24 protein-coding genes and 2 tRNA genes are annotated in these 25,066 nt (G+C 61.5%); 5 read left to right on the top strand and 21 right to left on the bottom strand.

Annotated features, from left to right (window positions below):
• Positions 1-36: 36 nt before the first annotated feature.
• The 9 genes from rimP to rlmE form a co-directional block, all read right to left on the bottom strand.
• Positions 37-495, bottom strand: coding sequence for a ribosome maturation factor RimP (gene rimP, locus ACIPZ8_RS18720; RefSeq protein ID WP_054885662.1), 459 nt, complete (start codon positions 493-495; stop codon positions 37-39).
• A 132-nt stretch (positions 496-627) separates the two neighbouring features.
• Positions 628-704: transfer RNA gene (locus ACIPZ8_RS18715), tRNA-Met, on the bottom strand.
• Between the two features lie 100 nt (positions 705-804).
• Positions 805-890: transfer RNA gene (locus ACIPZ8_RS18710), tRNA-Leu, on the bottom strand.
• A 20-nt stretch (positions 891-910) separates the two neighbouring features.
• The gene (gene secG / locus ACIPZ8_RS18705; protein WP_110639658.1) at positions 911-1,306 is read right to left on the bottom strand and encodes a preprotein translocase subunit SecG; all 396 of its coding nucleotides are present in this window, start codon (positions 1,304-1,306) and stop codon (positions 911-913) included.
• A gap of 4 nt (positions 1,307-1,310) precedes the next feature.
• Positions 1,311-2,066: a triose-phosphate isomerase gene (gene tpiA, locus ACIPZ8_RS18700; RefSeq protein WP_400726083.1), complete on the bottom strand. Its 756-nt coding sequence runs from the start codon at positions 2,064-2,066 to the stop codon at positions 1,311-1,313.
• 66 nt (positions 2,067-2,132) lie between these two features.
• Positions 2,133-3,473 (bottom strand): phosphoglucosamine mutase, encoded by a 1,341-nt coding sequence (gene glmM, locus ACIPZ8_RS18695; RefSeq protein ID WP_400726080.1) that lies wholly within the window; start codon positions 3,471-3,473, stop codon positions 2,133-2,135.
• A 16-nt stretch (positions 3,474-3,489) separates the two neighbouring features.
• Positions 3,490-4,341 (bottom strand): dihydropteroate synthase, encoded by an 852-nt coding sequence (folP, locus tag ACIPZ8_RS18690; protein ID WP_400726077.1) that lies wholly within the window; start codon positions 4,339-4,341, stop codon positions 3,490-3,492.
• An 8-nt stretch (positions 4,342-4,349) separates the two neighbouring features.
• Positions 4,350-6,254, bottom strand: a complete 1,905-nt coding sequence (gene ftsH, locus ACIPZ8_RS18685) for an ATP-dependent zinc metalloprotease FtsH (RefSeq protein WP_400726074.1) — start codon at positions 6,252-6,254, stop codon at positions 4,350-4,352.
• A gap of 201 nt (positions 6,255-6,455) precedes the next feature.
• Positions 6,456-7,082 (bottom strand): 23S rRNA (uridine(2552)-2'-O)-methyltransferase RlmE, encoded by a 627-nt coding sequence (gene rlmE / locus ACIPZ8_RS18680; RefSeq protein ID WP_054885642.1) that lies wholly within the window; start codon positions 7,080-7,082, stop codon positions 6,456-6,458.
• A gap of 102 nt (positions 7,083-7,184) precedes the next feature.
• On the opposite strand from rlmE, the gene ACIPZ8_RS18675 reads away from it, so the two are divergent.
• Positions 7,185-7,493: a YhbY family RNA-binding protein gene (locus tag ACIPZ8_RS18675; protein ID WP_085677204.1), complete on the top strand. Its 309-nt coding sequence runs from the start codon at positions 7,185-7,187 to the stop codon at positions 7,491-7,493.
• 12 nt (positions 7,494-7,505) lie between these two features.
• Here ACIPZ8_RS18675 and ACIPZ8_RS18670 read toward each other — a convergent pair whose 3' ends face one another.
• The 8 genes from ACIPZ8_RS18670 to grpE all read right to left on the bottom strand — a co-directional run bounded on the left by ACIPZ8_RS18670 (position 7,506) and on the right by grpE (position 17,819).
• Positions 7,506-7,955 (bottom strand): MFS transporter, encoded by a 450-nt coding sequence (locus ACIPZ8_RS18670; protein WP_400726069.1) that lies wholly within the window; start codon positions 7,953-7,955, stop codon positions 7,506-7,508.
• Complete coding sequence (greA, locus tag ACIPZ8_RS18665) at positions 7,933-8,415, bottom strand: transcription elongation factor GreA (RefSeq protein WP_177326679.1); 483 nt, start codon at positions 8,413-8,415, stop codon at positions 7,933-7,935. Before greA ends, ACIPZ8_RS18670 begins: the two co-directional genes overlap by 23 nt.
• Positions 8,412-11,633: a carbamoyl-phosphate synthase large subunit gene (gene carB / locus ACIPZ8_RS18660; protein ID WP_400726066.1), complete on the bottom strand. Its 3,222-nt coding sequence runs from the start codon at positions 11,631-11,633 to the stop codon at positions 8,412-8,414. The genes greA and carB overlap by 4 nt, the downstream gene beginning before the upstream one ends.
• Positions 11,634-11,739: 106 nt before the next feature.
• Positions 11,740-12,876, bottom strand: coding sequence for a glutamine-hydrolyzing carbamoyl-phosphate synthase small subunit (gene carA / locus ACIPZ8_RS18655; RefSeq protein ID WP_400726063.1), 1,137 nt, complete (start codon positions 12,874-12,876; stop codon positions 11,740-11,742).
• Between the two features lie 223 nt (positions 12,877-13,099).
• Complete coding sequence (gene dapB / locus ACIPZ8_RS18650; protein ID WP_016501648.1) at positions 13,100-13,903, bottom strand: 4-hydroxy-tetrahydrodipicolinate reductase; 804 nt, start codon at positions 13,901-13,903, stop codon at positions 13,100-13,102.
• Between the two features lie 14 nt (positions 13,904-13,917).
• Positions 13,918-15,036 (bottom strand): molecular chaperone DnaJ, encoded by a 1,119-nt coding sequence (gene dnaJ / locus ACIPZ8_RS18645; protein ID WP_110639666.1) that lies wholly within the window; start codon positions 15,034-15,036, stop codon positions 13,918-13,920.
• 197 nt (positions 15,037-15,233) lie between these two features.
• Positions 15,234-17,162 (bottom strand): molecular chaperone DnaK, encoded by a 1,929-nt coding sequence (dnaK, locus tag ACIPZ8_RS18640; RefSeq protein WP_400726059.1) that lies wholly within the window; start codon positions 17,160-17,162, stop codon positions 15,234-15,236.
• A gap of 102 nt (positions 17,163-17,264) precedes the next feature.
• Positions 17,265-17,819, bottom strand: a complete 555-nt coding sequence (gene grpE / locus ACIPZ8_RS18635; protein WP_400726056.1) for a nucleotide exchange factor GrpE — start codon at positions 17,817-17,819, stop codon at positions 17,265-17,267.
• Between the two features lie 190 nt (positions 17,820-18,009).
• On the opposite strand from grpE, the gene recN reads away from it, so the two are divergent.
• On the top strand, positions 18,010-19,683 hold the full coding sequence (gene recN / locus ACIPZ8_RS18630; protein ID WP_400726054.1) for a DNA repair protein RecN: 1,674 nt from the start codon (positions 18,010-18,012) through the stop codon (positions 19,681-19,683).
• Positions 19,684-19,754: 71 nt separating this feature from the next.
• Here recN and fur read toward each other — a convergent pair whose 3' ends face one another.
• Positions 19,755-20,159: a ferric iron uptake transcriptional regulator gene (gene fur, locus ACIPZ8_RS18625; protein WP_008096237.1), complete on the bottom strand. Its 405-nt coding sequence runs from the start codon at positions 20,157-20,159 to the stop codon at positions 19,755-19,757.
• A gap of 97 nt (positions 20,160-20,256) precedes the next feature.
• Between fur and ACIPZ8_RS18620 the strand changes: the two genes are divergently transcribed.
• Positions 20,257-20,790: an outer membrane protein assembly factor BamE gene (locus ACIPZ8_RS18620; RefSeq protein WP_110639670.1), complete on the top strand. Its 534-nt coding sequence runs from the start codon at positions 20,257-20,259 to the stop codon at positions 20,788-20,790.
• A gap of 61 nt (positions 20,791-20,851) precedes the next feature.
• On the opposite strand, the gene ACIPZ8_RS18615 is transcribed toward ACIPZ8_RS18620, so the two are convergent.
• On the bottom strand, positions 20,852-21,142 hold the full coding sequence (locus ACIPZ8_RS18615; protein WP_400726051.1) for an RnfH family protein: 291 nt from the start codon (positions 21,140-21,142) through the stop codon (positions 20,852-20,854).
• Positions 21,129-21,569, bottom strand: a complete 441-nt coding sequence (locus ACIPZ8_RS18610) for a type II toxin-antitoxin system RatA family toxin (protein WP_103448894.1) — start codon at positions 21,567-21,569, stop codon at positions 21,129-21,131. Before ACIPZ8_RS18610 ends, ACIPZ8_RS18615 begins: the two co-directional genes overlap by 14 nt.
• Positions 21,570-21,732: 163 nt before the next feature.
• Between ACIPZ8_RS18610 and smpB the strand changes: the two genes are divergently transcribed.
• Positions 21,733-22,215 (top strand): SsrA-binding protein SmpB, encoded by a 483-nt coding sequence (smpB, locus tag ACIPZ8_RS18605; RefSeq protein WP_152955908.1) that lies wholly within the window; start codon positions 21,733-21,735, stop codon positions 22,213-22,215.
• Between the two features lie 153 nt (positions 22,216-22,368).
• On the opposite strand, the gene ACIPZ8_RS18600 is transcribed toward smpB, so the two are convergent.
• Positions 22,369-23,136 carry an FCD domain-containing protein gene (locus tag ACIPZ8_RS18600; RefSeq protein ID WP_400726046.1) on the bottom strand — a complete coding sequence of 256 codons (768 nt, stop codon included), beginning with the start codon at positions 23,134-23,136 and terminating at the stop codon, positions 22,369-22,371.
• A 256-nt stretch (positions 23,137-23,392) separates the two neighbouring features.
• Here ACIPZ8_RS18600 and ACIPZ8_RS18595 point away from each other — a divergent pair, with 256 nt between their 5' ends.
• Positions 23,393-25,063, top strand: coding sequence for a lactate permease LctP family transporter (locus tag ACIPZ8_RS18595; RefSeq protein ID WP_400726043.1), 1,671 nt, complete (start codon positions 23,393-23,395; stop codon positions 25,061-25,063).
• Positions 25,064-25,066: the final 3 nt, after the last annotated feature.

The following is a 25,066-nucleotide window of genomic DNA, read 5'->3' as shown; positions in this document are numbered from 1 at the left end:
CATTGGGCCCGGATAGTCCGCCGGGCCCGGCACGTCTCAGTCAAAACTGGGAATAATATTGGCCTTGTCGATCGAGTCGATCGGCAGCAGGAACTCCTGGTTGTCCACCTGGACCACCACGTCCTGATCCTCCACACCGCGGAGAAGGCCCTGGAAGTTACGACGACCCTCGAAGGGTGAACGCAGCTTGATCTTCACTTGTTCGCCGGCATGCGAGGCAAACTGTTCCAGAGTGAACAGTGGGCGATCCATGCCTGGAGAGGAGACCTCAAGGGTATATTCGCTGCTGATCGGATCTTCCACATCGAGGATCGCGCTGGCCTGACGGCTGACCGCTTCGCAGTCGTCCACCAGGATGCCGTCTTCCTTGTCGATATAGATGCGCAGTACCGAATGCTTACCCTGGGATACGAACTCGATCCCCCAGCACTGATAGCCCAGACCCTCGACCACCGGGGCCAACAAGGCCTGCAACTGTTCTAGCTTGCTCGACACCTGAACCCCCTCGTGCATGCTGTGCAAATAAAAAATGGGCGAAGCGCCCATCCCTGAAAGCGCCGTAGGACTACGACGCCGTAAATTTCGTTCGGCTAGCAAAAAGCCCCTGAAAAGGGGCTCCGCTGAAGCTGGTTGCGGGGGCTGGATTTGAACCAACGACCTTCGGGTTATGAGCCCGACGAGCTACCAAGCTGCTCCACCCCGCGACAAAGCTGGGGCGAAAGTATAAGACTTAACCTGCTTATGGGTCAAACCCAAACCTTCACCTGCAAGAAAGCCCGCTAAAGCGGGCTCTCAAGCTTCAATTGGTACCGAGAAGGGGACTCGAACCCCTACACCCTATGGGCACAACCACCTCAAGGTTGCGTGTCTACCAATTCCACCACCTCGGCAATACTACATTTGAAACCCGTTACTTCTGCTCTTCGGCTGGAGGAGGAACATCACCTTTAGGGGCGGTGTCGCTCTTCTGTTCCTGGAGCACCGGTACATCATCATTAACTGCCGGTTTCTGCGGCTCTTTCACTTCTAGCACTGCTGGATCTGGAAGACCTGCTTGGCTAAGCTGGTGAGCTTGTTGCTTCGCGAAGTATCCTAACCCAAGTGCTGTCAAAAAGAAAGTGGCAGCGAGTATAGCAGTTAATTTACTCAGGAAGGTAGCAGAACCTTGGCTTCCGAACACAGTGTTTGAGGCACCTGCGCCGAAAGATGCACCTGCTTCCGCACCTTTACCCTGTTGCAACAGAACCAGCACTACAAGCGACAGCGCTGCCAACAGATGAAAAACAACGATAACTGTTTCCAGCATTTGTTCAGTTTCCTGCGGCGCGACAAATTGCACCGAATTCGTCTGCGTTCAGGGACGCTCCACCAATGAGCCCCCCATCGATATCCGGCATGCCGAACAGTTCGGCCGCATTGGCCGCCTTCACGCTGCCGCCGTAGAGAAGCTGCACGTTCGCGGCAACTTCGGCATCTTCGGCCGCCAACTGAGCCCGGATGGCTGCATGCACATCCTGAGCCTGCTGAGGCGAAGCCGTCAAACCTGTGCCAATGGCCCAAACCGGCTCATAGGCGATTACAGCATTGGCGAAAGCCTTAACACCGAACGCGTCGATGATACTGCTTAGTTGACCCCCGACAACTTCGAGGGTCTTGCCTGCCTCACGCTCTTCAAGAGTTTCCCCTACGCAGAGCACCGGCATTAAACCACTAAGTTGAGCGGCTGCAAACTTCTCTTTCAGCTCTTCTTCACTTTCGCCGATGATCTGGCGACGCTCGGAGTGGCCAATCAAGACCAACTTGCAACCTGCTTCAACCAACTGACTCGGTGCAACTTCACCGGTCAGCGCGCCCTGTTCGGGCTTTACTGCAGAATTCTGTGCTCCGACAGTGATCCCTTTGCCTTGCAGCCCATCAACCACCTGGTTGATGAACAGCGTCGGCGGGAACACCGCGACTTCAACACCGCTTGGCACGGACATATTGCCCAGGCCCAGGATCAGCTCAGCGACGCTGGCGCGGGTACCGTGCATCTTCCAGTTACCAGCTACCATGGGGCGACGCATGCTTTACCTCGTCGGTCAAAGTGGGCGCAGATCTTACCCAACCCGATCTGCGCTGGCAAGCCTCTTTCAGACACAAACTTCTGCGACCAGCTTGGCCAGGGCTTCGGCATGGCCGCGCACCTGGTTTTCGTCGTCACCCTCGACCATCACCCGCACCAAAGGCTCGGTGCCGGACTTGCGCAGCAACACACGACCACGCCCGGCCATGGCCTCGGTGACCTTGGCACTGGCTTCTTTGACCGCCGGATGTTCCAGGGGGTCGACCTTGCTTGCACCAAAGCGCACGTTGATCAGCACCTGAGGGCACTTGCGCAGGGCTTGGCGCGCCTGTGCCAGGGTCTCGCCGCGGCGCTTGAGCGCCATCAGCACCTGCAGAGCGGCAATGATCGCGTCACCGGTAGTGGTGTGGTTGCAGCACACGACATGGCCCGAGTTTTCACCGCCCAACAGCCAGTCACGCTCGAGCAGTTCGGCCATCACGTAGCGGTCACCCACCTTGGCGCGCACGAACGGAATGTCGAGGTCCTTGAGCGCAAGCTCCAGGCCCAGGTTGCTCATCAGCGTGCCGACTACGCCGCCCTGCAGCTTGCCGCGCTCGTGCAGGTCACGGGCGATGATGTACAGCAACTCGTCGCCATCGACGATGGCGCCGGTGTGATCGACCATCAGCACCCGGTCACCGTCACCATCGAAGGCGATGCCCAGGTCGGCATGACCAACCAGTACAGCGGCCTGCAGCGACTCGATGTGGGTGGAACCACAACCTTCGTTGATGTTCAGGCCGTCAGGCTGCGCGTGCAGTACGGTGACATCGGCACCCAGCTCGCGGAACACGCTTGGGGCAACCTTGTAGGTAGCGCCATGGGCGCAGTCAACCACCAGCTTGAGCCCTTCGAAGCTGGTGCTGCTCGGTACGCTGCTCTTGCAGAATTCGATATAGCGACCCGCCGCGTCGTTGATGCGGGAAACCTTGCCCAGCTTGCCCGACTCGACCACGGTCATCGGCTGATCGAGCAACTCCTCGATCATCAACTCGACTTCATCAGGCAGCTTGGTGCCCTGACCGGAGAAGAACTTGATGCCGTTGTCGTCGTGCGGGTTGTGCGAAGCACTGATGACGATACCCGCCTCGGCATGGAAGGTACGGGTCAGGTAGGCGATGGCCGGGGTTGGCATAGGCCCGAGCAGCATCACGTCAGCACCCGCTGCAGACAAACCGGCCTCGAGCGCGGACTCGAACATGTAACCGGAAATACGCGTGTCCTTGCCCACCAGCACACGGCAATTGCCTTGCTTGCGGAAGGCCATGCCGGCAGCCCAACCCAGCTTCAGCATGAAGTCCGGGGTGATCGGGTAGACGCCGACGCGGCCACGGATGCCGTCGGTACCAAAGTATTTTCTGCTCATAGGGACTCCAATGTTCTTATTCGGCGCTCTGCACCGCGGCAATCATGCGCACCACGTCGACGGTCTCGGCCACATCATGGACGCGCAGGATGCTGGCCCCCTTGGTCATGGCCAGGGCCGCCAACGCGAGGCTGCCGTACAATCGCTCTGCGACCGGACGATCCAGCGTCAGGCCGATCATGCTCTTGCGCGAAACGCCCACCAGCAGTGGGCGCCCAAGGCGATAGAGCGCTTCCATGTGCTTGAACAGGCTCAGGTTGTGCGCCAGTGTCTTGGCGAAACCGAAGCCCGGATCAAGAATGATTCGTTCGGCAGGGATGCCAGCCGCTGCGCAAGCGGCCATCCGCTGCTCAAGATAGCGCGTAACGTCGGCGGTCACATCTTCGTAATGCGGGTCGTCCTGCATGTTGCCGGGCTCGCCACGCATGTGCATCAGGCAAACCGGCAAGCCGGTGTCTGCGGCCGCATCCAGGGCACCGTCGCGCTCGAGGGCGCGCACGTCATTGATCAGGCCGGCACCCAGCCGCGCCGACTCGCGAATGACCGCAGGCGTTGAGGTATCGACCGAAATGACCACGTCGAAGCGGCTGTTTATGGCCTCGACCATCGGCGCCACGCGCTCGAGCTCTTCGGTGACCGAAACCGCACGCGCTCCGGGGCGGGTCGATTCGCCGCCGATGTCGATCAGCGTGGCGCCTGCCGCAATCATCGCCTCGGCATGACGCAACGCCTCGTCGCGCTGGCTGAAGCGCCCGCCATCGGAGAAGGAATCGGGAGTGATATTGAGAATACCCATGACATGGGTACGAGAAAGATCAAGAACCCGGTTGCCGCAAGGCAACCGGGTCGGGTACTGCACTGAGCTCATAGATGCCCTTAGTGTTGAGCCGCTGGGCCGCCGATCGGCGATTCAGGGCGATCATTCTGGGCAGCCGGGGTGCCCGAATCCTTGTCGTCATCCCAATCGCGCGGTTCGCGTGGCGTACGGCCGGCCATGATGTCGTCGATCTGATCGGCATCGATGGTCTCGTACTTCATCAAGGCTTCGGTCATTGCCTCGAGCTTGTCACGGTTGTCGATCAGCAGCTGCTTGGCAGTGGCATAGCACTGGTCGATGATGCTGCGCACTTCGGAGTCGATCAGCTTTGCAGTCTCGCCGGATACGCTGGCGTGCTGGCTGCCGGCACTGCGGCCGAGGAACACCTCGCCCTCCTCTTCCGCGTACATCAGCGGACCGAGCTTCTCGGAGAGACCCCACTTGGTCACCATGTTCCGTGCGATCTGGCTGGCACGCATGATGTCGTTGGAGGCACCGGTGGTGACGCCATCGAAGCCCAAGGTCATCTCTTCGGCGATACGGCCGCCATAGAGCGAGCAGATCTGACTGATCAGCGCACGCTTGGACAGGCTGTAGCGGTCTTCTTCAGGCAGGAACATGGTCACACCCAGGGCACGACCACGCGGAATGATCGAAACCTTGTAGACCGGATCGTGCTCAGGCACCAGGCGGCCGACAATCGCGTGACCAGCCTCGTGATAGGCGGTGTTCTTCTTTTCCTTCTCGGACATGACCATGGTCTTGCGCTCGGCGCCCATCATGATCTTGTCCTTGGCCAGTTCGAACTCTTTCATTTCGACCAGGCGCTTGTTGGCGCGAGCGGCGAACAGCGAGGCCTCGTTGACCAGGTTGGCCAGGTCGGCACCGGAGAAGCCTGGGGTACCACGGGCAATCACTGCCGGGTTGACGTTTTCGCCGACCGGCACCTTGCGCATGTGCACCTTGAGGATCTGCTCACGGCCACGGATATCCGGCAGGCCGACCACGACCTGACGGTCGAAGCGACCAGGGCGCAGCAGAGCAGGGTCGAGTACGTCCGGGCGGTTGGTGGCGGCAATGACGATGATGCCATCATTCATTTCGAAGCCGTCCATTTCCACCAGCAACTGGTTGAGGGTCTGCTCGCGCTCGTCGTGACCACCGCCCATGCCGGCGCCACGGTGGCGACCAACGGCGTCGATCTCGTCGATGAAGATGATGCAAGGTGCGTGCTTCTTGGCCTGCTCGAACATGTCACGAACACGGCTGGCACCGACACCGACGAACATCTCGACGAAGTCGGAACCGGAAATGGTGAAGAACGGCACCTTGGCTTCACCGGCAATGGCCTTGGCCAGCAAGGTCTTACCGGTACCGGGTGGGCCGACCATCAGCACACCGCGCGGAATACGACCACCCAGGCGCTGGAACTTGCCCGGATCGCGCAGGAACTCGACCAGCTCGCCAACCTCTTCCTTGGCCTCGTCGCAGCCGGCGACATCAGCCAGGGTGGTCTTGACCTGGTCTTCGGACAGCAGGCGTGCCTTGCTCTTGCCGAAACTCATCGGCCCGCCCTTGCCACCCGCGCCACCTTGCATCTGGCGCATGAAGAACATGAACACGGCGATGATCACCAGGATCGGGAAGCTCGCCACCAGCAGCTGGGTCCAGATGCTCTGCTGCTCAGGCTGCTTGCCTTCGACGACCACGTGATTGTCGACCAGGTCGCCGATCAGGCCATTGTCGGTGATGGCCGGGCGCACGGTCTTGAAGTTGTCACCGTCGGCGCGCTTGCCGGTAATGATGTAGCCATCGACGGTCACACGCTCGACCTTGCCATCCTTGACCTGCTGGATGAAGTCGGAATAGTTGAGGGTCTGCGGCTCGTTAGGGCTGGAGAAGTTGTTCATCACTGTCACCAGGACAGCTGCGATGATCAACCACAGGATCAGATTCTTTGCCATGTCGTTCAATTCGCTACCCTCTGAGGCCGGCGCACGACGCAGCCGTGCCTCGCATGATATTCATCGCCCTAACTTACTACATTACCTACGCATCCGCAGGCACCGTCTGTAACCCTTTGTGAAACCTAGACTACACGAAGTTCGGACGATCCAGACGGGGCGGCCGATTGGAAATAACTATCAGCCACCCCGCAACACGCCTCATGCCCCTTTGAAACCCCTGCCCAGCAGGTACTGCTCACGGGAGCGGTCCCGCGAAGACGACGGCTTGCGCATCTGCACCTTGTCGAACTTGCTGCGCACGTCCTTGAGGTACATGTCGAAACCTTCGCCCTGGAAGATCTTGATCAGGAAATCCCCGCCCGGCTTGAGCACGCGGGTCGCCAGATCCAGGGCCAGCTCGCAGAGGAACATGGCTCGCGGCATATCCACCGCAGGCGTACCACTCATATTGGGGGCCATGTCGGAAATCACAAGGTCTACGTGCGAATCACCGACCGCCTGAAGAATCTGCTGCAGCACTTCATCCTGGGTGAAGTCGCCCTGAATAAAGGTCACATCAGGGATCGAGTCCATTTCCAGGATGTCGGAAGCGATCAGGCGACCCTGGCCACCAATCAGACGACTGGTCACCTGCGACCAGCCTCCGGGGGCGGCACCGAGGTCGATCACGCTCATGCCGGGGCGGATCAGGCGGTCTTTTTCCTGGATCTCCAGCAGTTTGTAGCTCGCACGCGAGCGGTAGCCATCCTTCTGTGCCTGCTTAACAAAAGGATCGTTGAAATGCTCTCGCAGCCAGTTTGCGCTGCTTTTGGAACGTTGTACCACGGGGCACCTCGATGATATGCGTCGTGATTGACTGGGCGGAGCCGGTGGCCCTCGGGTAAAATGCCGGTCAATTTTACAGAATCAGACGGAAAGGGTCAGATTATGCCGCTCAATAACGAGCAGAAGAAGCAATACAAGTCCATTGGTCATGACCTGAAGCCGGTCCTGATCGTTGCTGGCAACGGTTTGAACGAAGGCGTGATCGCCGAACTGGAGCGTGCGCTGGCCGATCACGAACTGATCAAGGTCGAAATTCGCTCGGAAGATCGCGAAGAGCGCGCCGCCGCCATTGCCGAACTGTGCAAGGTAGGCCGTGCCGAGCTGGTACAGACCATCGGCAAGAAGGCGCTGATCTATCGCAAGAATCCGCAGCCGAACAAGCAGCTGTCCAACATCCACCGTTACAAGTGACGGTGGCTCCGGTCAGTGGTGCGCCTCGCGCGCCCTGACCGGGACCGGTTGGGCCACCAGCACGATGCCGGAGAAGCCCAGCACCAGGAAACAGAACATCTGCCAGCGCTCGCCGACCGAGATGCCGTAGCGCAAGGTGTAGTACCCCACGCAGGCCGCAAAGCCCAACAACAGCATCTGGCCGCGAAACTGCCGCCACCAGGCCGCCAGGCCGTCCACCCTCGCCAGCACCGCCAGCTGGGTCAACAAGCCAAGCAACGCCACACCGATCAACCAGCGGTCGATCTGCCCGGCGACGTCCTGTACCAGCAAGGGTGCCAGGCCACTGACTTTCAGCGCCGGCACCAGCCCCACATGGAACACCCAAAGGCCACCGACCCAGAAAACCTGGGCCAGCTGCCAGAGGATCCCCTCGAGGGATGGCGCCCGCAGGCGCCGGTCAGATGTGTTTGACTTCGACAATCTCGTACTCGACCGTACCGCTTGGCGTCTTGACCACCACGGTGTCACCTTCTTCCTTGCCAATAATGGCACGGGCGATCGGTGCGCTGCTCGAAAGTTTGCCTTGTTTCACGTCGGCTTCATCTTCACCGACGATCTGGTAGGTCACCTCGTCATCGGTCTCGGTGTTCGCCAGCACCACGGTGGTGCCGAAAATCACCTTGCCCGTGTGGGCGATGGTGGTGACGTCGATCACCACCGAGTTCTGCAGACGGCCTTCGATGTCGCGGATACGCGCCTCGACCATGCCCTGCTCCTCGCGGGCGGCATGGTATTCGGCGTTTTCCTTGAGGTCGCCCAGCTCACGCGCTTCGCCAATGGCTTGGCTCAGGCGCGGGCGCTCGGTCTTGCTCAGGAAGGTCAGCTCCTCTTCCAGGGCGCGAGCTCCCTGGACGGTCATCGGGTACTTGGTCATGCTCATGCTTTGAGTCCTGCATGCAGATCCTGCAGGCGACGAACAGTCTTCTCGGGACCGAATTTCAGCGCCTCGCAGATGGCTTCACCAGCCGCAATGGTAGTGGTGCAGTAGATCTTGTGCTGCAGCGCATTGCGACGAATCGAGTAGGAATCGGCGATCGACTGGCGGCCTTCGGTGGTGTTGATGATCAGCGACACTTCGTCGTTCTTGATCATGTCGACCACGTGCGGACGACCCTCGGTCACCTTGTTCACACGGCGCACTTTCAGGCCAGCCGCTTCGATGACCTTGGCAGTACCCGCCGTAGCAACCACTTCGAAGCCCAGGGCGATCAGGTCACGTGCCACGCCAGCCACTTGTGGCTTGTCGTCGTCACGCACGCTGATGAACGCGGTACCGCCGGTCGGCAGCACTTCGCTGGCACCCATCTGGGCCTTGGCGAACGCTTCACCGAAGCTGTCACCGACACCCATGACTTCACCGGTCGATTTCATCTCAGGGCCGAGGATCGGGTCAACCCCCGGGAACTTGGCGAACGGGAAGACGGCTTCCTTGACGCTGTAGAAGTTCGGGATGATTTCCTGGGTGAAGCCCAGCTCTTTCAGGGTTTTACCGGCCATGACGCGGGCAGCGATCATGGCCAGGGAGGTGCCGATGCACTTGGACACGAACGGCACGGTACGCGAAGCACGCGGGTTGACTTCGATCACGTAGATCTTGTCGCCCTGCAGGGCCAGCTGCACGTTCATCAGGCCGACAACGCCCAGCTCCAGGGCCATTTTCTTGACCTGTACGCGGACTTCGTCCTGCACTTCCTTGCTCAGAGAGTAAGGTGGCAGCGAGCACGCCGAGTCACCGGAGTGAACGCCGGCCTGTTCGATGTGCTGCATGATCGCGCCGATCACCACGTCAGTGCCGTCGCAGACCGCATCCACGTCCATCTCGATGGCGCAGTTGAGGAAGTGGTCGAGCAGTACCGGGCTGTCGTTGGAAACCTGTACGGCTTCACGCAGGTAGCGCTTGAGCTCGTCCAGCTCGTAGACGATCTCCATGGCGCGGCCACCCAGTACATAGGATGGGCGCACGACCAGCGGGTAACCGATGCCGCCAGCAGCGCTGATGGCTTCTTCTTCGCTGCGCACGGTGGCGTTTGGCGGCTGCAGCAGGTTCAGGCGCTGAACCATCTGCTGGAAACGTTCACGGTCTTCGGCACGGTCGATGGCGTCCGGGCTGGTACCGATGATCGGTACGCCGGCCTCTTCCAGGGCGCGAGCCAGTTTCAGCGGGGTCTGGCCGCCGTAGTGAACGATGACGCCCTTCGGCTTCTCGACGCGGCAGACTTCCAGCACGTCTTCCAGGGTCAGTGGCTCGAAGTACAGGCGGTCGGAGGTGTCGTAGTCGGTGGAGACGGTTTCCGGGTTGCAGTTGACCATGATGGTCTCGTAACCGTCTTCACGCAGCGCCAGTGCGGCGTGTACGCAGCAGTAGTCGAACTCGATGCCTTGGCCGATACGGTTCGGGCCGCCACCCAGGATCATGATCTTGTCGCGGGTCGACGGGTTGGCCTCGCACTCTTCCTCATAGGTCGAGTACAGGTAGGCGGTGTCGGTGGCGAACTCGGCGGCGCAGGTGTCGACGCGCTTGTACACCGGGAACACTTCCAGCTTGTGGCGGTGACGGCGCAGGTTCTTGTCGGTGATGCCGAGCAGCTTGGCCAGGCGCTGGTCCGAGAAGCCCTTGCGCTTGAGGCGCAGCATGTAGTCCTTGTCGATCGACGACAGGGCCAGGGTCTTGACCTTTTCTTCTTCCTTGATCAGGTCTTCCATCTGCACCAGGAACCACATGTCGATGCCGGTCAGTGCGAAGATTTCTTCACAGGTCATGCCCGAGCGCATGGCGTCGGCGACGTACCAGATACGCTCGGCACCCGGCACGGTCAGCTCGCGCTTGAGGATGCTGGCGGCTTCCGGGCTGGCCAGGTCGACTTTCGGGTCGAGGCCGCAGGCACCGACTTCCAGGCCGCGCAGGGCTTTCTGCAGGGATTCCTGGAAGGTACGGCCGATGGCCATGACTTCACCCACGGATTTCATCTGGGTGGTCAGGCGGGCGTCGGCTTTCGGGAATTTCTCGAAGGCGAAGCGTGGCAGCTTGGTCACGACGTAGTCGATCGACGGCTCGAACGATGCCGGGGTACGGCCGCCGGTGATGTCGTTCTGCAGCTCGTCGAGGGTGTAACCAATGGCCAGCTTGGCGGCGATCTTGGCGATCGGGAAGCCGGTGGCCTTGGACGCCAGGGCGGACGAACGGGAAACGCGCGGGTTCATCTCGATCACGACCATGCGGCCGGTGTTCGGGCAGATGCCGAACTGCACGTTGGAACCGCCGGTTTCGACGCCGATTTCACGCAGCACCGCCAGCGAGGCGTTGCGCATGATCTGGTATTCCTTGTCGGTCAGGGTCTGTGCCGGAGCCACGGTGATCGAGTCACCGGTGTGCACGCCCATCGGGTCGAAGTTCTCGATGGAGCAGACGATGATGCAGTTGTCCTTCTTGTCGCGGACCACCTCCATCTCGTATTCCTTCCAGCCGATCAGCGATTCGTCGATCAGCAGTTCCTTGGTCGGCGACAGGTCCAGACCACGGGTGCAGATTTCTTCGAATTCTTCACGGTTGTAGGCGATACCGCCGCCAGTGCCGCCCATGGTGAACGACGGACGGATGATGCACGGGAAGCCAAGCTTCTCGAGGACCGCATTGGCCTCTTCCATGCTGTGGGCGATACCCGAGCGCGGGCACTCCAGGCCGATGTCCTTCATGGCCTTGTCGAAGCGCGAACGGTCTTCGGCCTTGTCGATGGTGTCGGCGTTGGCACCGATCATCTCTACGCCGAACTTTTCCAGAACGCCGTGGCGCTCCAGGTCCAGGGCGCAGTTCAGTGCAGTTTGGCCACCCATGGTCGGCAGTACCGCGTCCGGGCGCTCTTTTTCGATGATCTTGGCCACCGACTGCCACTTGATCGGCTCGATGTAGGTAGCGTCGGCCATGGCCGGGTCGGTCATGATGGTGGCCGGGTTGGAGTTCACCAGGATGACGCGGAAACCTTCCTCGCGCAGGGCTTTACAGGCCTGGGCGCCGGAATAGTCGAATTCGCAGGCCTGGCCGATCACGATCGGGCCAGCGCCGAGAATCAGGATGCTTTTGATGTCTGTACGTTTTGGCATGGTTGTCACTCAAATCCGCGGGTCAGTCGGCAAGCCGTCTTGAACAATCTGGGTCAGGCGCTTCCGGGCGCGGCGCGAGCCGGCCCGGGGCCTTGATGCAGGATGCTCAGCGGCGCTTGGCCATGGCATCGGTGAAACGATCGAACAGTGGCGCGACGTCGGTCGGGCCTGGGCTCGCTTCAGGGTGGCCCTGGAAGCTGAACGCGCTCTTGTCGGTGCGCTCGATACCCTGCAGGGTGCCGTCGAACAGCGACTTGTGGATGGCGCGGACGTTGCCCGGCAGGCTGGTTTCATCAACCGCGAAACCGTGGTTCTGGCTGGTGATCATGACCACGCCGGTGTCCAGGTCCTGGACCGGGTGGTTGGCACCGTGGTGACCGTGGCCCATCTTCACGGTCTTGGCGCCGGAGGCCAGGGCCAGCAGCTGGTGGCCGAGGCAGATGCCGAATACCGGAATCTCGGTTTCGAGGATTTCCTTGATCGCCTGGATCGCGTAGTCGCAAGGCTCCGGATCACCAGGGCCGTTGGACAGGAACACACCGTCCGGATTCAGTGCCAGCACTTCGCTGGCCGGGGTCTGGGCAGGCACCACGGTCACGCGGCAGCCGCGGGCAACCAGCATGCGCAGGATATTCAGCTTGACGCCGTAGTCGAAGGCAACCACGTGGTACGGCAGGTCGGCAGCGTCGATGGTCGGGTGGCTGTCGGTTTTCAGCTCCCACACGCTGGAGCGCCACTCGTAGCGTTCCTTGGTGGAAACGACCTTGGCCAGGTCCATGCCCTTCAGGCCTGGGAAGCCGCGGGCAGCAGCGATGGCCGCTTCTTCGCTGATGTTGTCACCCGCCATGATGCAGCCGTTCTGAGCGCCTTTTTCGCGCAGGATACGGGTCAGGCGACGGGTGTCGATGCCGGCGATGGCGACAACGTTGTTGGCCTTGAGGTAGTCAGGCAGCGACTGGGTGTTACGCCAGTTGCTGGCCAGCAGCGGCAGATCACGAATGACCAGGCCAGCGGACCAGACACGGTTCGACTCGGCGTCTTCCGGCGTGGTGCCGGTGTTGCCGATGTGCGGGTAGGTCAGGGTAACGATTTGCTGCGCGTAGGAAGGGTCTGTAAGGATTTCCTGGTAGCCGGTCATAGCGGTGTTGAATACCACCTCACCAACGGTCTGACCGTCGGCACCGATAGCTTCACCGCGGAAAATACTGCCGTCGGCAAGGGCGAGTATGGCTGGCTTTGTCAAGAAGACCTCCCGTAAATCAAGCATGAAAGGGCGATCGCAGGTTGCAAAAAAGCGGAGTGACGTATGGACACGTCACCCCGCTTTCATGTGCTGAATTCAATTCGCTGCGCGCTTTTAGTGGACACACTAAAGCTGTAGCTTACAGAAAAGTGCGTTTTCGGTCTACCGCATATGTGTCTCTAAAACACATGATTGCGACAGAGGGCGCAGCGACCCGAACTGATCAGCGCAGCTCGAGCACGTCCTGCATGTCGTACAGGCCCGGCTCGCGCCCATCCAGCCACAGTGCCGCACGCACCGCACCCTTGGCAAAGGTCATGCGGCTGGAGGCCTTGTGGGTGATTTCCAGGCGCTCGCCTTCAGCGGCGAACAGCACGGTGTGGTCACCGACCACATCGCCGGCACGCACGGTGGCGAAGCCGATGGTCTTGCGATCACGCGCGCCGGTCTGACCTTCACGGCCATACACCGCCACTTCCTGCAGATCGCGACCCAGCGCATTGGCAACCACTTCACCCATGCGCAGTGCGGTACCCGATGGCGCATCGACCTTGTGACGGTGGTGCGCCTCGATGATCTCGATGTCGACATCATCGCCCAGCACCCGCGCCGCCATGTCCAGCAACTTGAGGCTGAGGTTGACGCCGACACTGAAGTTGGCAGCGAACACGATCGGAATATCCTTGCCCGCCTCGGCCAGCAACTGCTTCTCCTCGACGGAGAAACCGGTAGTGCCGATGATCATCGCCTTGCCGTGCTTGCGGCAGAACGCCAGGTTCTTCAGCGTCACCGAAGGGTGAGTGAAATCGATCAGCACGTCGAACTCGTCGGCAACCTTGGCCAGGTCATCGGACAGCAGTACGCCGATCCGACCCAATGCCGCCAGCTCACCGGCATCCGCACCGACCAGCGAGCTGTCCGGACGATCGATCGCCGCCGTCAGCCCCGCCCCCGGGGTTTGCTGAACGGCTTCGATGAGGGTCTTGCCCATCCGCCCCGCCGCGCCCATCACTGCAATACGTCGCATAGCCATTTTCCTTGTCAGAGATCGCCGAAGAAGCGCTTCACGCCATCGAACCAGCCACTGGCCTTGGGCGAGTTGTCGCCTTCCAGCGAGCTGCGCAGCTCTTCGAGCAGTTCGCGCTGACGACGGGTCAGGTTGACCGGGGTCTCTACCGCCACGCGGCACAGCAGGTCACCGGCACCACCACCGCGCACCGGGGCAACGCCCTTGCCGCGCAAGCGGAACTGCTTGCCGGTCTGAGTGCCTTCCGGAATCTTCAGCTTCACGCGGCCATCGAGGGTCGGCACTTCCAGTTCGCCACCCAAGGCAGCATCGGTGTAGCTGATCGGCACTTCGCAATACAGGTGCTTGCCATCACGCTGGAAGATTTCGTGCTCGCGCACGTTGATCACAACGTACAGATCGCCGGTCGGACCACCATGGGTGCCCGCCTCGCCCTCACCGGACAGACGGATGCGGTCGCCGGTATCGACGCCCGCCGGCACCTTGACCGACAGGGTCTTGTATTCCTCGACACGGCCTTCGCCATGGCACGAGGTGCACGGGTCGGTGATGATCTTGCCCTGGCCGTGGCAGCGCGGGCAGGTCTGCTGCACCGAGAAGAAGCCTTGCTGCATGCGCACCTGGCCGATGCCACCGCAGGTCGGGCAGGTCGACGGGGTCGAGCCCTTCTTGGCGCCGGAGCCGTCGCATGGCTTGCAGTTGACCAGCGTCGGTACGCGGATGCTGACCGTGGTGCCACGCACCGCTTCTTCCAGGTTCAGCTCCAGGGTGTAGCGCAGGTCGCTGCCACGCTGGGCACCGCCACGACCACCACCACGACCGCCTCCGAAGAAGTCGCTGAAGACATCGCCGAAGATGTCGGAGAAGTTGGCGCCGCCGAAGCCAGCACCGCCGCCACCCATGCTCGGGTCGACGCCGGCATGGCCGTATTGGTCGAACGCCGCACGCTTGCTCGCATCGGACAGGACTTCGTAGGCCTCGTTGGCCTCCTTGAACTTGTCTTCCGACTCTTTATCGCCCGGGTTGCGGTCCGGGTGGTACTTCATCGCCAGGCGGCGATAGGCCTTCTTGAGGTCAGCTTCGCTGGCGCCGCGCTCGACACCCAGGACCTCATAATAATCACGCTTGGACATAGGTCATTTGCACCTTGTGGGGCGTCCGGCATCTGCGCCGCGCCATCAGCACCTGCCTGCACGCCACGAATGGCCCAGACAAATGCTGTAAAAAATCTCGAATTCCAGATACGCCAACGCGGGAGCAAGCCCCCGCGCGGCGACATCCTACCAGTTCACCGGCACAAGCCGGTGAACGGGTCGACAGCATGCAACGATTACTTCTTGTCGTCGCCTTTCACTTCTTCGAACTCGGCGTCAACCACGTCATCGTGCTTGGCTTCCGGCTCGGCGTGCTGCTGAGCGCCACCCTGAGGCTGTTCGGCCTGCTGCTCGGCGTACATCTTCTGGGCAACCGGAGCCGATACCTTGGACAGCTCTTCGACCTTGGCGTCGATGGCAGCCTTGTCGTCGCCCTTGACAGCGGCTTCCAGGGCAACCACGGCAGCTTCGATCGCGGTCTTCTCTTCAGCGGTGACCTTGTCACCGGCGTCAACGACCATCTTGCGGGTCGAGTGCACCAGCGCGTCACCCTGGTTACGGGCAGCGGCCAGCTCTTCGAACTTGCGGTCTTCCTCGGCGTTGGCCTCGGCGTCACGCACCATGCGCTCGATTTCTTCGTCGGACAGACCGGAGTTGGCCTTGATCACGATCGACTGGGTCTTGCCGGTGGCCTTGTCTTTGGCGCCGACGTGCAGGATGCCGTTGGCGTCGATGTCGAAGGTCACTTCAATTTGCGGTACGCCACGTGGTGCTGGCGGAATGTCAGCCAGGTCGAACTTGCCCAGCGACTTGTTCTGCGCAGCCTGCTTACGCTCACCCTGCAGCACGTGAATGGTCACGGCACCCTGGTTGTCGTCGGCAGTCGAGAACACCTGCGACTTCTTGGTCGGGATGGTGGTGTTCTTCTCGATCAGCGCGGTCATTACGCCGCCCATGGTTTCGATACCCAGGGTCAGCGGGCTGACGTCCAGCAGCAGTACGTCTTTCACGTCACCGGCCAGCACGGCGCCCTGGATGGCAGCACCCATGGCCACGGCTTCGTCCGGGTTGACGTCCTTGCGCGCTTCTTTACCGAAGAAGTCGGCAACGGCCTTCTGCACCATCGGCATACGGGTCTGGCCACCGACCAGGATCACGTCGTCGATCTTGCTGGCGTCGATGCCGGCGTCTTTCAGGGCGATGCGGCAAGGCTCGATGGTACGCTTGACCAGGTCTTCGACCAGCGACTCCAGCTTGGCGCGGGAGATCTTCACGTTCAGGTGCTTCGGACCGGTAGCGTCTGCCGTGATGTACGGCAGGTTGACGTCGGTCGACTGAGTCGAGGACAGCTCGATCTTGGCCTTTTCGGCAGCTTCTTTCAGACGCTGCAGGGCCAGAGGATCGTTCTTCAGGTCCATGCCGGACTCTTTCTTGAACTCGTCGACGAGGTAGTCGATCAAGCGCATGTCGAAGTCTTCGCCACCCAGGAAGGTGTCGCCGTTGGTGGCCAGTACTTCGAACTGGTGCTCACCGTCGACTTCGGCGATTTCGATGACCGAAACGTCGAAGGTACCACCACCCAGGTCATAGACGATCACGGTGTGATCGCCCTTGGCCTTGTCCATGCCGTAGGCCAGCGCAGCGGCGGTCGGCTCGTTGATGATGCGCTTTACGTCCAGGCCGGCGATGCGGCCGGCGTCTTTGGTAGCCTGGCGCTGGCTGTCGTTGAAGTACGCCGGAACGGTGATGACCGCTTCGGTGACGGGCTCGCCGAGGTAGTCTTCGGCGGTCTTCTTCATTTTCTTCAGGACTTCGGCGCTGATCTGCGGCGGAGCCATTTCCTTGCCGCCAGCTTCAACCCAGGCGTCACCGTTGCCGGCTTTGACGATCTTGTAGGGAACCAGCTTGATGTCTTTCTGCACGACGTCTTCTTCGAAGCGGCGACCGATCAGGCGCTTCACGGCGAACAGGGTGTTGTGCGGGTTGGTGACAGCCTGACGCTTGGCCGACTGGCCTACCAGGATTTCGCCGTCGTTGGCGTAGGCCACGATCGAAGGGGTAGTACGCGCGCCTTCGGCGTTTTCGATGACCTTGACGTTACCGTTTTCCAGAATGGAGACGCACGAGTTGGTGGTCCCCAGGTCGATACCGATGATTTTGCCCATGTTAACTCTCCCGAAACTTGAATTTGGCGGCAGCGGCTACTTCTGGCCAACTGCGGTAATACTTGAACGCTTGACACCTAGATGGGGATGCCCCGACAGATTTCAAGCCTTCTCATCGATAGAAGGTTGCGCTGCGGCCGGCGCCTTGCTGACCACCACCATGGCGGGGCGCAGCAGGCGACCGTTGAGCAGGTAACCCTTCTGGAACACGTTGAGCACACTGTTCGGCTCGACGTCGGCGCTTTCCTGCATGGCCATCGCCTGGTGGTGCTCGGCGTTGAATGGCTGGCCGTGCGGGTCGATGGCTTCGAGGTTGTAGCGCTTGAGGGTGTCCTGGAACATCTTCAGGGTCAGCTCGACGCCTTCACGGATCTTCTTGACCTGCTCGTCCTCGACGCTGGAGTGCGCCAGGGCCAGCTCCAGGCTGTCGATGACCGGCAGCAGGTCGCCAGCAAACTTCTCGAGCGCGAACTTGCGGGCCTTGTCGACTTCCTGTTCGGCGCGACGAATGCTGTTCTGCGCTTCGGCAGCGACACGCAGGGACTGATCCTTGGCGGCGGCCAGCTGCTCTTCGAGCTCCAGAACGCGGGCACCGTTATCCACTGCAGCGGACTCTTCGACGTTAAGGTTTTCTTGATCCAGCTGTTCGTCAGCCATGGGTTCTCTCCTCCGCAATTTCTGTTGTACGAGCAAAGCTCGCCGTGTCTGCCGGCTATATGGGGCCGGAAAAACCAGCTTCAAGGGGCAAATGGGTTTTGCTGGCCGCAACAGAATCCGCCAGAGGGCATTGGCAGGGCCGAAAAAAGTACTGTATAAATAACCAGACCTGACTTTCGGGAGCCGCCCCATGCTGGTGCACCTGTCCATTCACAACTACGCCATCGTCGAGCACCTCGACCTCGAAATCGCCCGCGGCATGTCGGTCATCACCGGCGAGACCGGTGCGGGCAAATCGATCATGCTCGACGCCCTCGGCCTGGCCCTGGGCGACCGTGCCGACAGCGGCGTGGTGCGCCCCGGCACCGACAAGGCGGACATCCTGGCCACGTTCGACCTGGTGGACATCCCCGAAGCCCATGCCTGGCTGGCCGAGCGCGACCTGGACAACGACGGCCTGTGCATCCTGCGCCGGGTCATCACCGCCGAAGGCCGCAGCCGTGGCTACATCAACGGCACACCCTGCCCGCTCGGCGACCTCAAGGCGCTCGGCGAGCTGCTGATCGACATCCACAGCCAGCATGAACACCAGTCGCTGCTGAAGACCGATACCCACCGCCGCCTGGTGGACGAATACGCCGGCGCCATCGACCTGGCCCGCCAGGTGCAGCTTGCCGCCAAACGCTGGAACCAGACCCGCCTGGAGCTCGAACGCCTGAGCAATTCCGGCGACGAGCAACGCGCCCGTCACCAGTTGCTCAGCTACCAGCTCGAAGAGCTCGACAACCTCGGCCTGGGTGAAAACGAACTGGAGCAGCTGGAGCAGGAGCACAAGAACCTGACCAACGCCGAAGCCCTGTTCGGCATCTGCCGCCAGGTCATCGACCAGTGCAGCGAAAGCGATTCGGGCAACGTGCTCAGCGCCCTCACCTCCAGCCTCAACCGCCTCGGCGCCGCAGCGAACGCCCCGCGCGCACTGGGCGAGGCCGCGAACATGATCGCCAGCGCACAGATCCAGGTAGAAGAAGCGATGGGCGAGCTGAACCGCTTCCTCGACAACTTCGATGCCGACCCCATGCGCCTGCAGGCCCTGGAAGAGCGCCTCGACACGATCTACACCCTGGCGCGCAAACACCGCGTGCACCCCACCGAGCTGCCACACCTGCAACAGCAGCTGATGGACGAACTCGAAGGCCTGAACGCCAGTGACGAGTCGATCGAACGCCTGGGCGAGGAGCTTGGTGCCTTTGCCCAGCACTATAAGGAAAGGGCACTGGAGCTGAGCGACTTGCGCCAGCAGGCAGCCAAACAACTGGCCGTCGCCGTGGAACAGGAGATCCAGCGCCTGGGCATGCCGGGCGGCCGGTTCTGCATCGAGCTCACGCCCAACGAAGGCAACGACCTGTCGCCGCATGGCCTGGAACAGATCGAACTGCTGGTCAGCGCCAACCCCGGGCAGCCGCTCAAGGGCCTGGCCAAGGTGGCGTCCGGGGGCGAGCTGTCACGCATCAGCCTGGCGATCCAGGTGATCACGGCGCAGACCTCGCGCATACCGACCCTGGTGTTCGACGAAGTGGACGTCGGCATCGGCGGCCCTACGGCTGAAATCGTCGGCCAGTTGCTGCGCCGCCTGGGCGAACGCGGCCAGGTCCTGACCGTGACACACCTGCCCCAGGTGGCAGCACAAGGGCACCATCACCTGTTCGTGCACAAGGTGCGCAACAGCGATACCACCCACACTGCTGTGGCCAGCCTGGGCAAGCGCGAGCGGGTCGAGGAAGTGGCGCGCATGCTGGGCGGCATCGACCTGACCAAGGAATCCCTGGCCCATGCGCGCAAGATGGTGGTGTCCGGCAAGGCTTGAGAACATGAGCCTCCCGGAAAGCACAAAGGCGACCCGAAGGTCGCCTTTGTCATTCATAACGCGCTAAATCGTTACTTTTTCTTACGCACATAGAGGACCAGATTGTGGTCCACGAGTTCGTAGCCATGCTCGGCCACGATCTCTTTCTGGCGGCGCTCGATTTCAGCGTCCATGAACTCGATGACTTCGCTGGTTTCCACGTTGACCATATGGTCGTGGTGACCACCGTCAGCCAGCTCGAACACCGCGTGGCCACCATCGAAGTTATGGCGCACCACCAAGCCAGCCGCTTCGAACTGGGTCAGTACGCGATAGACGGTTGCCAGACCGACGTCCTCGCCAGCCTCCATCAGCGCCTTGTAGACATCCTCGGCACTCATGTGACGTTGCTCGGTGGAGTCGAGCATCTGAAGGATCTTGACTCGAGGCAGGGTCACCTTGAGACCGGCTTTGCGCAATTCGCTATTTTCAACCATGGTCAGCTTTCTCGCCGATGCTGCTTCGCAGCTTCTCTTAATACGGGTATGATCGGGGTTTACGTTGTCCAGCCAAGATAGTGGAAGTCGCCCACCGATGCAAAACACCAAGCTCTTGCTAAACAGCCTCGCCCTCGCGGGACTGCTCGCACTCGCCGGTTGCTCGTTTCCCGGGGTTTACAAAATCGACATCCAGCAGGGCAATGTCGTCACGCAAGACATGATAGACCAATTACGCCCCGGAATGACCCGTCGGCAAGTAAGGTTTATCATGGGCAACCCGCTGCTGCAGGACACTTTCAACACCAATCGCTGGGACTACCTGTACAGCCTGCAACCTGGTGGCGGCAAACGTCAGCAGGAACGCATGAGCATCTTCTTCAACGACAGCGACCAACTGGTCAGCCTGTCCGGCGACTTCATGCCCGGTGTGAGCCGCGACCAGGAAATCCTCGGTGGCAGCAACACCACCACGGTCAGCCCAGCCACCCAGCCAGAGCAAGCCAAGCCGCAGCCGGAAGAGAAGCCAGCCAAGCCAGGCTCGACGGAAGAGTCCATCCAGCGCGAGATCGACACCATCGAAACCACCCCAGTGCCGACGCCGGCACCACTGGAAACCTCGCCGCAATAATTGCCGGCCAGATGAAAAAGCCCGGACCATGGTCCGGGCTTTTTATTGCCTGCCAGAGCCGCTAGCGTTTGGCCTTGGCCTGCGCAGCACGCCGCCTGCGCGCCTCGATCGGGTCGATCAGCAGAGGGCGGTAGATCTCCAGTCGGTCCCCCTCCTCGACCACACGCTCATGCGCATCCGCGACCACCTTGCCAAAAATGCCCACCGGGCATTGCGCGACATCCAGCCCACCGACCTGCGCGGCAATCCCGGACAGGCGCAGTGCTTCACGCACAGTCGTCCCATCCGGTACGTCACAGGCCAATAGCCACTGGCGCTCGGCCGTGGCGTAGGCCACTTCAACCTTGACCATTGAGCTGCTTGGCGCGCTGGCAGAACGCATCCACCAAGGTATTGGCGGCCTGGTTGAACAGCGGCCCGAGCGTGGCACGCACGATTGCACCGGCGTAGTCGAAGGTCAGGTCCAGGCTGATCTTGCAGGCTTTTTCACCCAGCGGCTTGAACACCCACAGGCCATGCAGCTGGGTGAACGGCCCCTCTTCCAGGTTCATTTCGATGGACTGCCCCGGCACCAGCACATTGCGGGTGACGAACTGCTGGCTCATGCCGCCCTTGGCCACTTCCAGCTTCGCCCGCATGTGCGTGTCGCTGGCCTCGATCACCGTCGAAGCCGAGCACCAGGGCAGGAATTCAGGGTAGCTGGCCACATCATTGACCAGATCGTAGAGCGCCTGGGCAGGGTACGGCAGCAGGGCGGAACGTTGAATATGGGTAGTCATCCAGGCGTCACTTCCAAGGCTGGGTGGCGGCGCTTCGCAGCGCGCCGAAAACAGGTTCTGTGCATAGAACAGGCCTTGTATTGTCCGGTATTCATTGCAGTGGCTCAAGCACACCGAAATCCCATAGCCGACCGCGCGATGACTTGCCTATAATGCCGCCCCTATGGCTAAACAAAAGAAACATCCGACCGGGACCATCGCGCAAAACAAAAAGGCGCGACACGATTACTTCATCGAACACAAGTTCGAGGCCGGGCTGGTCCTGTCCGGTTGGGAAGTAAAGAGCCTGCGGGCCGGCAAGGCGCACCTGACCGACAGCTACGTGCTGCTCAAGGATGGCGAAGCCTGGCTGTTCGGCAGCCACATCACTCCGCTGACCGCCGCCAGCACCCACGTCATCGCCGACCCCATGCGCACCCGCAAGCTGCTGCTGAACAAGCGCGAGCTCGAGCGCGTGGAAGCCGCCGTGGCGCAGAAGGGCTATACCTGCGTGGCGTTGGCGCTGTACTGGAGCAAGCACCTGATCAAGTGCGAGATCGCGCTTGGCAAGGGCAAGAAGGAGTTCGACAAGCGCGACACCATGCGCGAACGCGACTCCAACCGCGAGCTGCAGCGTGCGGTGCGGAACAAGGGCAAGGAAGAGTAACCCCAGCCCTGCGCGGCCACTGTAGGAGCGGCCTTGTGTCGCGAAAGGGCTGCGAAGCAGCCCCGGCAGATCAAGCTGCGAAGCTGAGATCCCGGGGCCGCTTCGCAGCCCTTTCACGACACAAGGCCGCTCCTACAGGAACCCAAACGCGCTTCAGCGCCCGCTGCGCCGCTCCGCCCGCGCCACCCGCTGAGCCTCGTCCTGTGCCTCTTCCAGCACTTCCTGCACATACAGAATGTGCCGGCTGGACACCTCCCGCGCATCCTCCGCCCTGCCCTCGACAATCGCCTGGTACAACTCGCGGTGCTGACTGATCAGCATGTCGCGTGTTTCCGTGCGCTGCTGATACATGCCACCGATGTTGGTCACCACGTTGCGCTTGAGCAGGTCGAACAGGCCACGAATGGTATGCAGCAACACCGCGTTATGGCTGGCCTCGGCAATCGCCAGGTGGAAGCGTGCATCGGCCGCGCCCTCCTCCGCCCGCGTCACCTCGTCAGCCCGCGCATAGCAATCCTGCAAGGTATCGAACGCTGCCTTCAGCCGCGCACGATCAGGCTCGGTGGCACGCTGGGCCGCGTAATAGGCGCATGACGCCTCCAGCGTATGGCGAAACTCGAGCAGGTCGCGCTGCGCCTCGGCACTGTGCTCCAGCAACTGCAGCAGCGGGTCGCTGAAGGTCGAGCCAAGCGATTCGGCCACGTAGTTGCCGCCACCCTGGCGGCTCACCAGCAGCCCCTTGGCCACCAGCTTCTGGATCGCCTCACGCAGTGACGGGCGCGACACACCGAACTGCTCGGCCAGGACGCGCTCGGCCGGCAGCCGCTGCCCAGAGGTCAGCGTGCCTTCCAGAATCATCCCTTCCAACCGATCGACGATGTCGTCGGACAGGCGCCGTTGGCGGACCTGATCAAAAACCATCACATGCTCTCCACAAACCCCCGGCCAATTTCAGGGGGCGCCTATTCTCGCCGATCCGGGCCGCGCCAGCACGTATCAGCCGACGGTTTTCGCATGCAAGCAGCTGCCCGTTCATCGACCCGCGACCAAAGTTTTGCACGGGACAAATTGACACACCCACGACAGCGCTTTTAACCTAGCGACCAGCCATTGTAAATTGGTCTTACCAATTATCCAATGCCAGTGCCTGACCAACAACAATTAGGGGCCACCCCATATGCAAACCTGGCAACAACTCTATACCCCGCTTGGTAGTCTCGGCCTGTCCGCACTGGCGGCGGTCATCCCTATCGTGTTCTTCTTCCTGGCCCTGGCCGTGTTCCGCCTCAAAGGCCACGTGGCTGGCAGCATCACCCTTGCCCTGTCGATCCTGGTGGCGATCTTCGCCTTCCAGATGCCTGTCGACATGGCCCTGGCTGCCGCAGGTTATGGCTTCCTTTACGGCCTCTGGCCGATTGCCTGGATCATCGTTGCCGCGGTGTTCCTGTACAAACTCACGGTCAAGAGCGGCCAGTTCGAAGTGATCCGCAGCTCGGTGCTGTCGATCACCGACGACCAGCGCCTGCAGGTACTGCTGATCGGCTTCTGCTTCGGTGCCTTCCTCGAAGGTGCGGCCGGCTTCGGCGCCCCGGTGGCCATCACTGCCGCGCTGTTGGTGGGCCTGGGCTTCAACCCGTTGTACGCCGCTGGCCTGTGCCTGATTGCCAACACCGCACCGGTAGCCTTCGGCGCCCTGGGCATCCCGATCATCGTGGCCGGCCAGGTCACCGGCATCGACGCCTTCCATATCGGCGCCATGACCGGCCGCCAGCTGCCACTGCTGTCGCTGTTCGTACCGTTCTGGCTGGTGTTCATGATGGACGGCCTGCGCGGCGTGAAAGAAACCTGGCCTGCCGCCCTGGTCGCCGGCCTGAGCTTCGCCGTGACCCAGTACTTCACCTCGAACTTCATCGGCCCTGAGCTGCCGGACATCACCTCAGCCCTGGTCAGCCTGATCTGCCTGACGCTGTTCCTGAAAGTCTGGCAGCCCAAGCGCTCGTTCAGCGAAGCCAAGGGCAGCGTCGGCGCCGCCGTGGTGCAACCGAGCGGCAGCCAGCCGACCCCGTACAGCTTCGGCGAGATCTTCAAGGCCTGGTCGCCGTTCCTGATCCTCACCGTGCTGGTCACCATCTGGACCCTGAAACCGTTCAAGGCGGCCTTCGCCCCGGGCGGCGCGATGTACAATTTCGTGTTCAACTTCGCCATCCCGCACCTCGACCAGCTGGTGATCAAGACCGCGCCGATCGTCACCGCGCCGACGGCCATGCCGGCGGTGTTCAAGCTCGACCCGATCTCCGCCACCGGCACCGCGATCTTCCTCTCGGCACTGATCTCCATGGCCGTGCTGAAGATCAACTTCAAAACTGGTCTGACCACTTTCAAAGAGACCTTCTGGGAACTGCGCTGGCCGATCCTGTCGATCGGCATGGTGCTGGCCTTCGCCTTCGTCACCAACTACTCGGGCATGTCCTCGACCATGGCCCTGGTGCTGGCCGGCACGGGCGCCGCGTTCCCGTTCTTCTCGCCGTTCCTCGGCTGGCTGGGCGTGTTCCTGACCGGTTCCGACACCTCGTCCAACGCCCTGTTCAGCTCGCTGCAGGCCACCACCGCGCACCAGATCGGGGTCAACGACACCCTGCTGGTCGCGGCCAACACCAGCGGCGGCGTGACCGGCAAGATGATCTCGCCACAGTCGATCGCCGTGGCCTGCGCAGCCACCGGCCTGGTTGGCAAGGAATCCGACCTGTTCCGCTTCACCGTCAAGCACAGCCTGTTCTTCGCCACTATCGTCGGCCTGATCACCCTGATCCAGGCCTATTGGCTGACCGGCATGCTGGTTCATCACTAAAGT

The sequence above is a fragment of the Pseudomonas sp. NPDC089422 genome (assembly GCF_044749405.1).
Lineage (GTDB): Bacteria > Pseudomonadota > Gammaproteobacteria > Pseudomonadales > Pseudomonadaceae > Aquipseudomonas.
This window is presented reverse-complemented; position numbering and strand designations above follow the sequence as displayed.

What these genes read in the sequence shown, in the direction of transcription:
- secG (WP_110639658.1), bottom strand. Translation starts at nt 1,306, where the DNA reads ATGCTGGAAACAGTTATCGTTGTTTTTCATCTGTTGGCAGCGCTGTCG.
- tpiA (WP_400726083.1), bottom strand. Translation starts at nt 2,066, where the DNA reads ATGCGTCGCCCCATGGTAGCTGGTAACTGGAAGATGCACGGTACCCGC.
- glmM (WP_400726080.1), bottom strand. Translation starts at nt 3,473, where the DNA reads ATGAGCAGAAAATACTTTGGTACCGACGGCATCCGTGGCCGCGTCGGC.
- folP (WP_400726077.1), bottom strand. Translation starts at nt 4,341, where the DNA reads ATGAGCTCAGTGCAGTACCCGACCCGGTTGCCTTGCGGCAACCGGGTT.
- ftsH (WP_400726074.1), bottom strand. Translation starts at nt 6,254, where the DNA reads ATGGCAAAGAATCTGATCCTGTGGTTGATCATCGCAGCTGTCCTGGTG.
- ACIPZ8_RS18675 (WP_085677204.1), top strand. Translation starts at nt 7,185, where the DNA reads ATGCCGCTCAATAACGAGCAGAAGAAGCAATACAAGTCCATTGGTCAT.
- greA (WP_177326679.1), bottom strand. Translation starts at nt 8,415, where the DNA reads ATGAGCATGACCAAGTACCCGATGACCGTCCAGGGAGCTCGCGCCCTG.
- carB (WP_400726066.1), bottom strand. Translation starts at nt 11,633, where the DNA reads ATGCCAAAACGTACAGACATCAAAAGCATCCTGATTCTCGGCGCTGGC.
- dapB (WP_016501648.1), bottom strand. Translation starts at nt 13,903, where the DNA reads ATGCGACGTATTGCAGTGATGGGCGCGGCGGGGCGGATGGGCAAGACC.
- dnaJ (WP_110639666.1), bottom strand. Translation starts at nt 15,036, where the DNA reads ATGTCCAAGCGTGATTATTATGAGGTCCTGGGTGTCGAGCGCGGCGCC.
- dnaK (WP_400726059.1), bottom strand. Translation starts at nt 17,162, where the DNA reads ATGGGCAAAATCATCGGTATCGACCTGGGGACCACCAACTCGTGCGTC.
- grpE (WP_400726056.1), bottom strand. Translation starts at nt 17,819, where the DNA reads ATGGCTGACGAACAGCTGGATCAAGAAAACCTTAACGTCGAAGAGTCC.
- recN (WP_400726054.1), top strand. Translation starts at nt 18,010, where the DNA reads ATGCTGGTGCACCTGTCCATTCACAACTACGCCATCGTCGAGCACCTC.
- fur (WP_008096237.1), bottom strand. Translation starts at nt 20,159, where the DNA reads ATGGTTGAAAATAGCGAATTGCGCAAAGCCGGTCTCAAGGTGACCCTG.
- ACIPZ8_RS18620 (WP_110639670.1), top strand. Translation starts at nt 20,257, where the DNA reads ATGCAAAACACCAAGCTCTTGCTAAACAGCCTCGCCCTCGCGGGACTG.
- ACIPZ8_RS18615 (WP_400726051.1), bottom strand. Translation starts at nt 21,142, where the DNA reads ATGGTCAAGGTTGAAGTGGCCTACGCCACGGCCGAGCGCCAGTGGCTA.
- ACIPZ8_RS18610 (WP_103448894.1), bottom strand. Translation starts at nt 21,569, where the DNA reads ATGACTACCCATATTCAACGTTCCGCCCTGCTGCCGTACCCTGCCCAG.
- smpB (WP_152955908.1), top strand. Translation starts at nt 21,733, where the DNA reads ATGGCTAAACAAAAGAAACATCCGACCGGGACCATCGCGCAAAACAAA.
- ACIPZ8_RS18600 (WP_400726046.1), bottom strand. Translation starts at nt 23,136, where the DNA reads ATGGTTTTTGATCAGGTCCGCCAACGGCGCCTGTCCGACGACATCGTC.
- ACIPZ8_RS18595 (WP_400726043.1), top strand. Translation starts at nt 23,393, where the DNA reads ATGCAAACCTGGCAACAACTCTATACCCCGCTTGGTAGTCTCGGCCTG.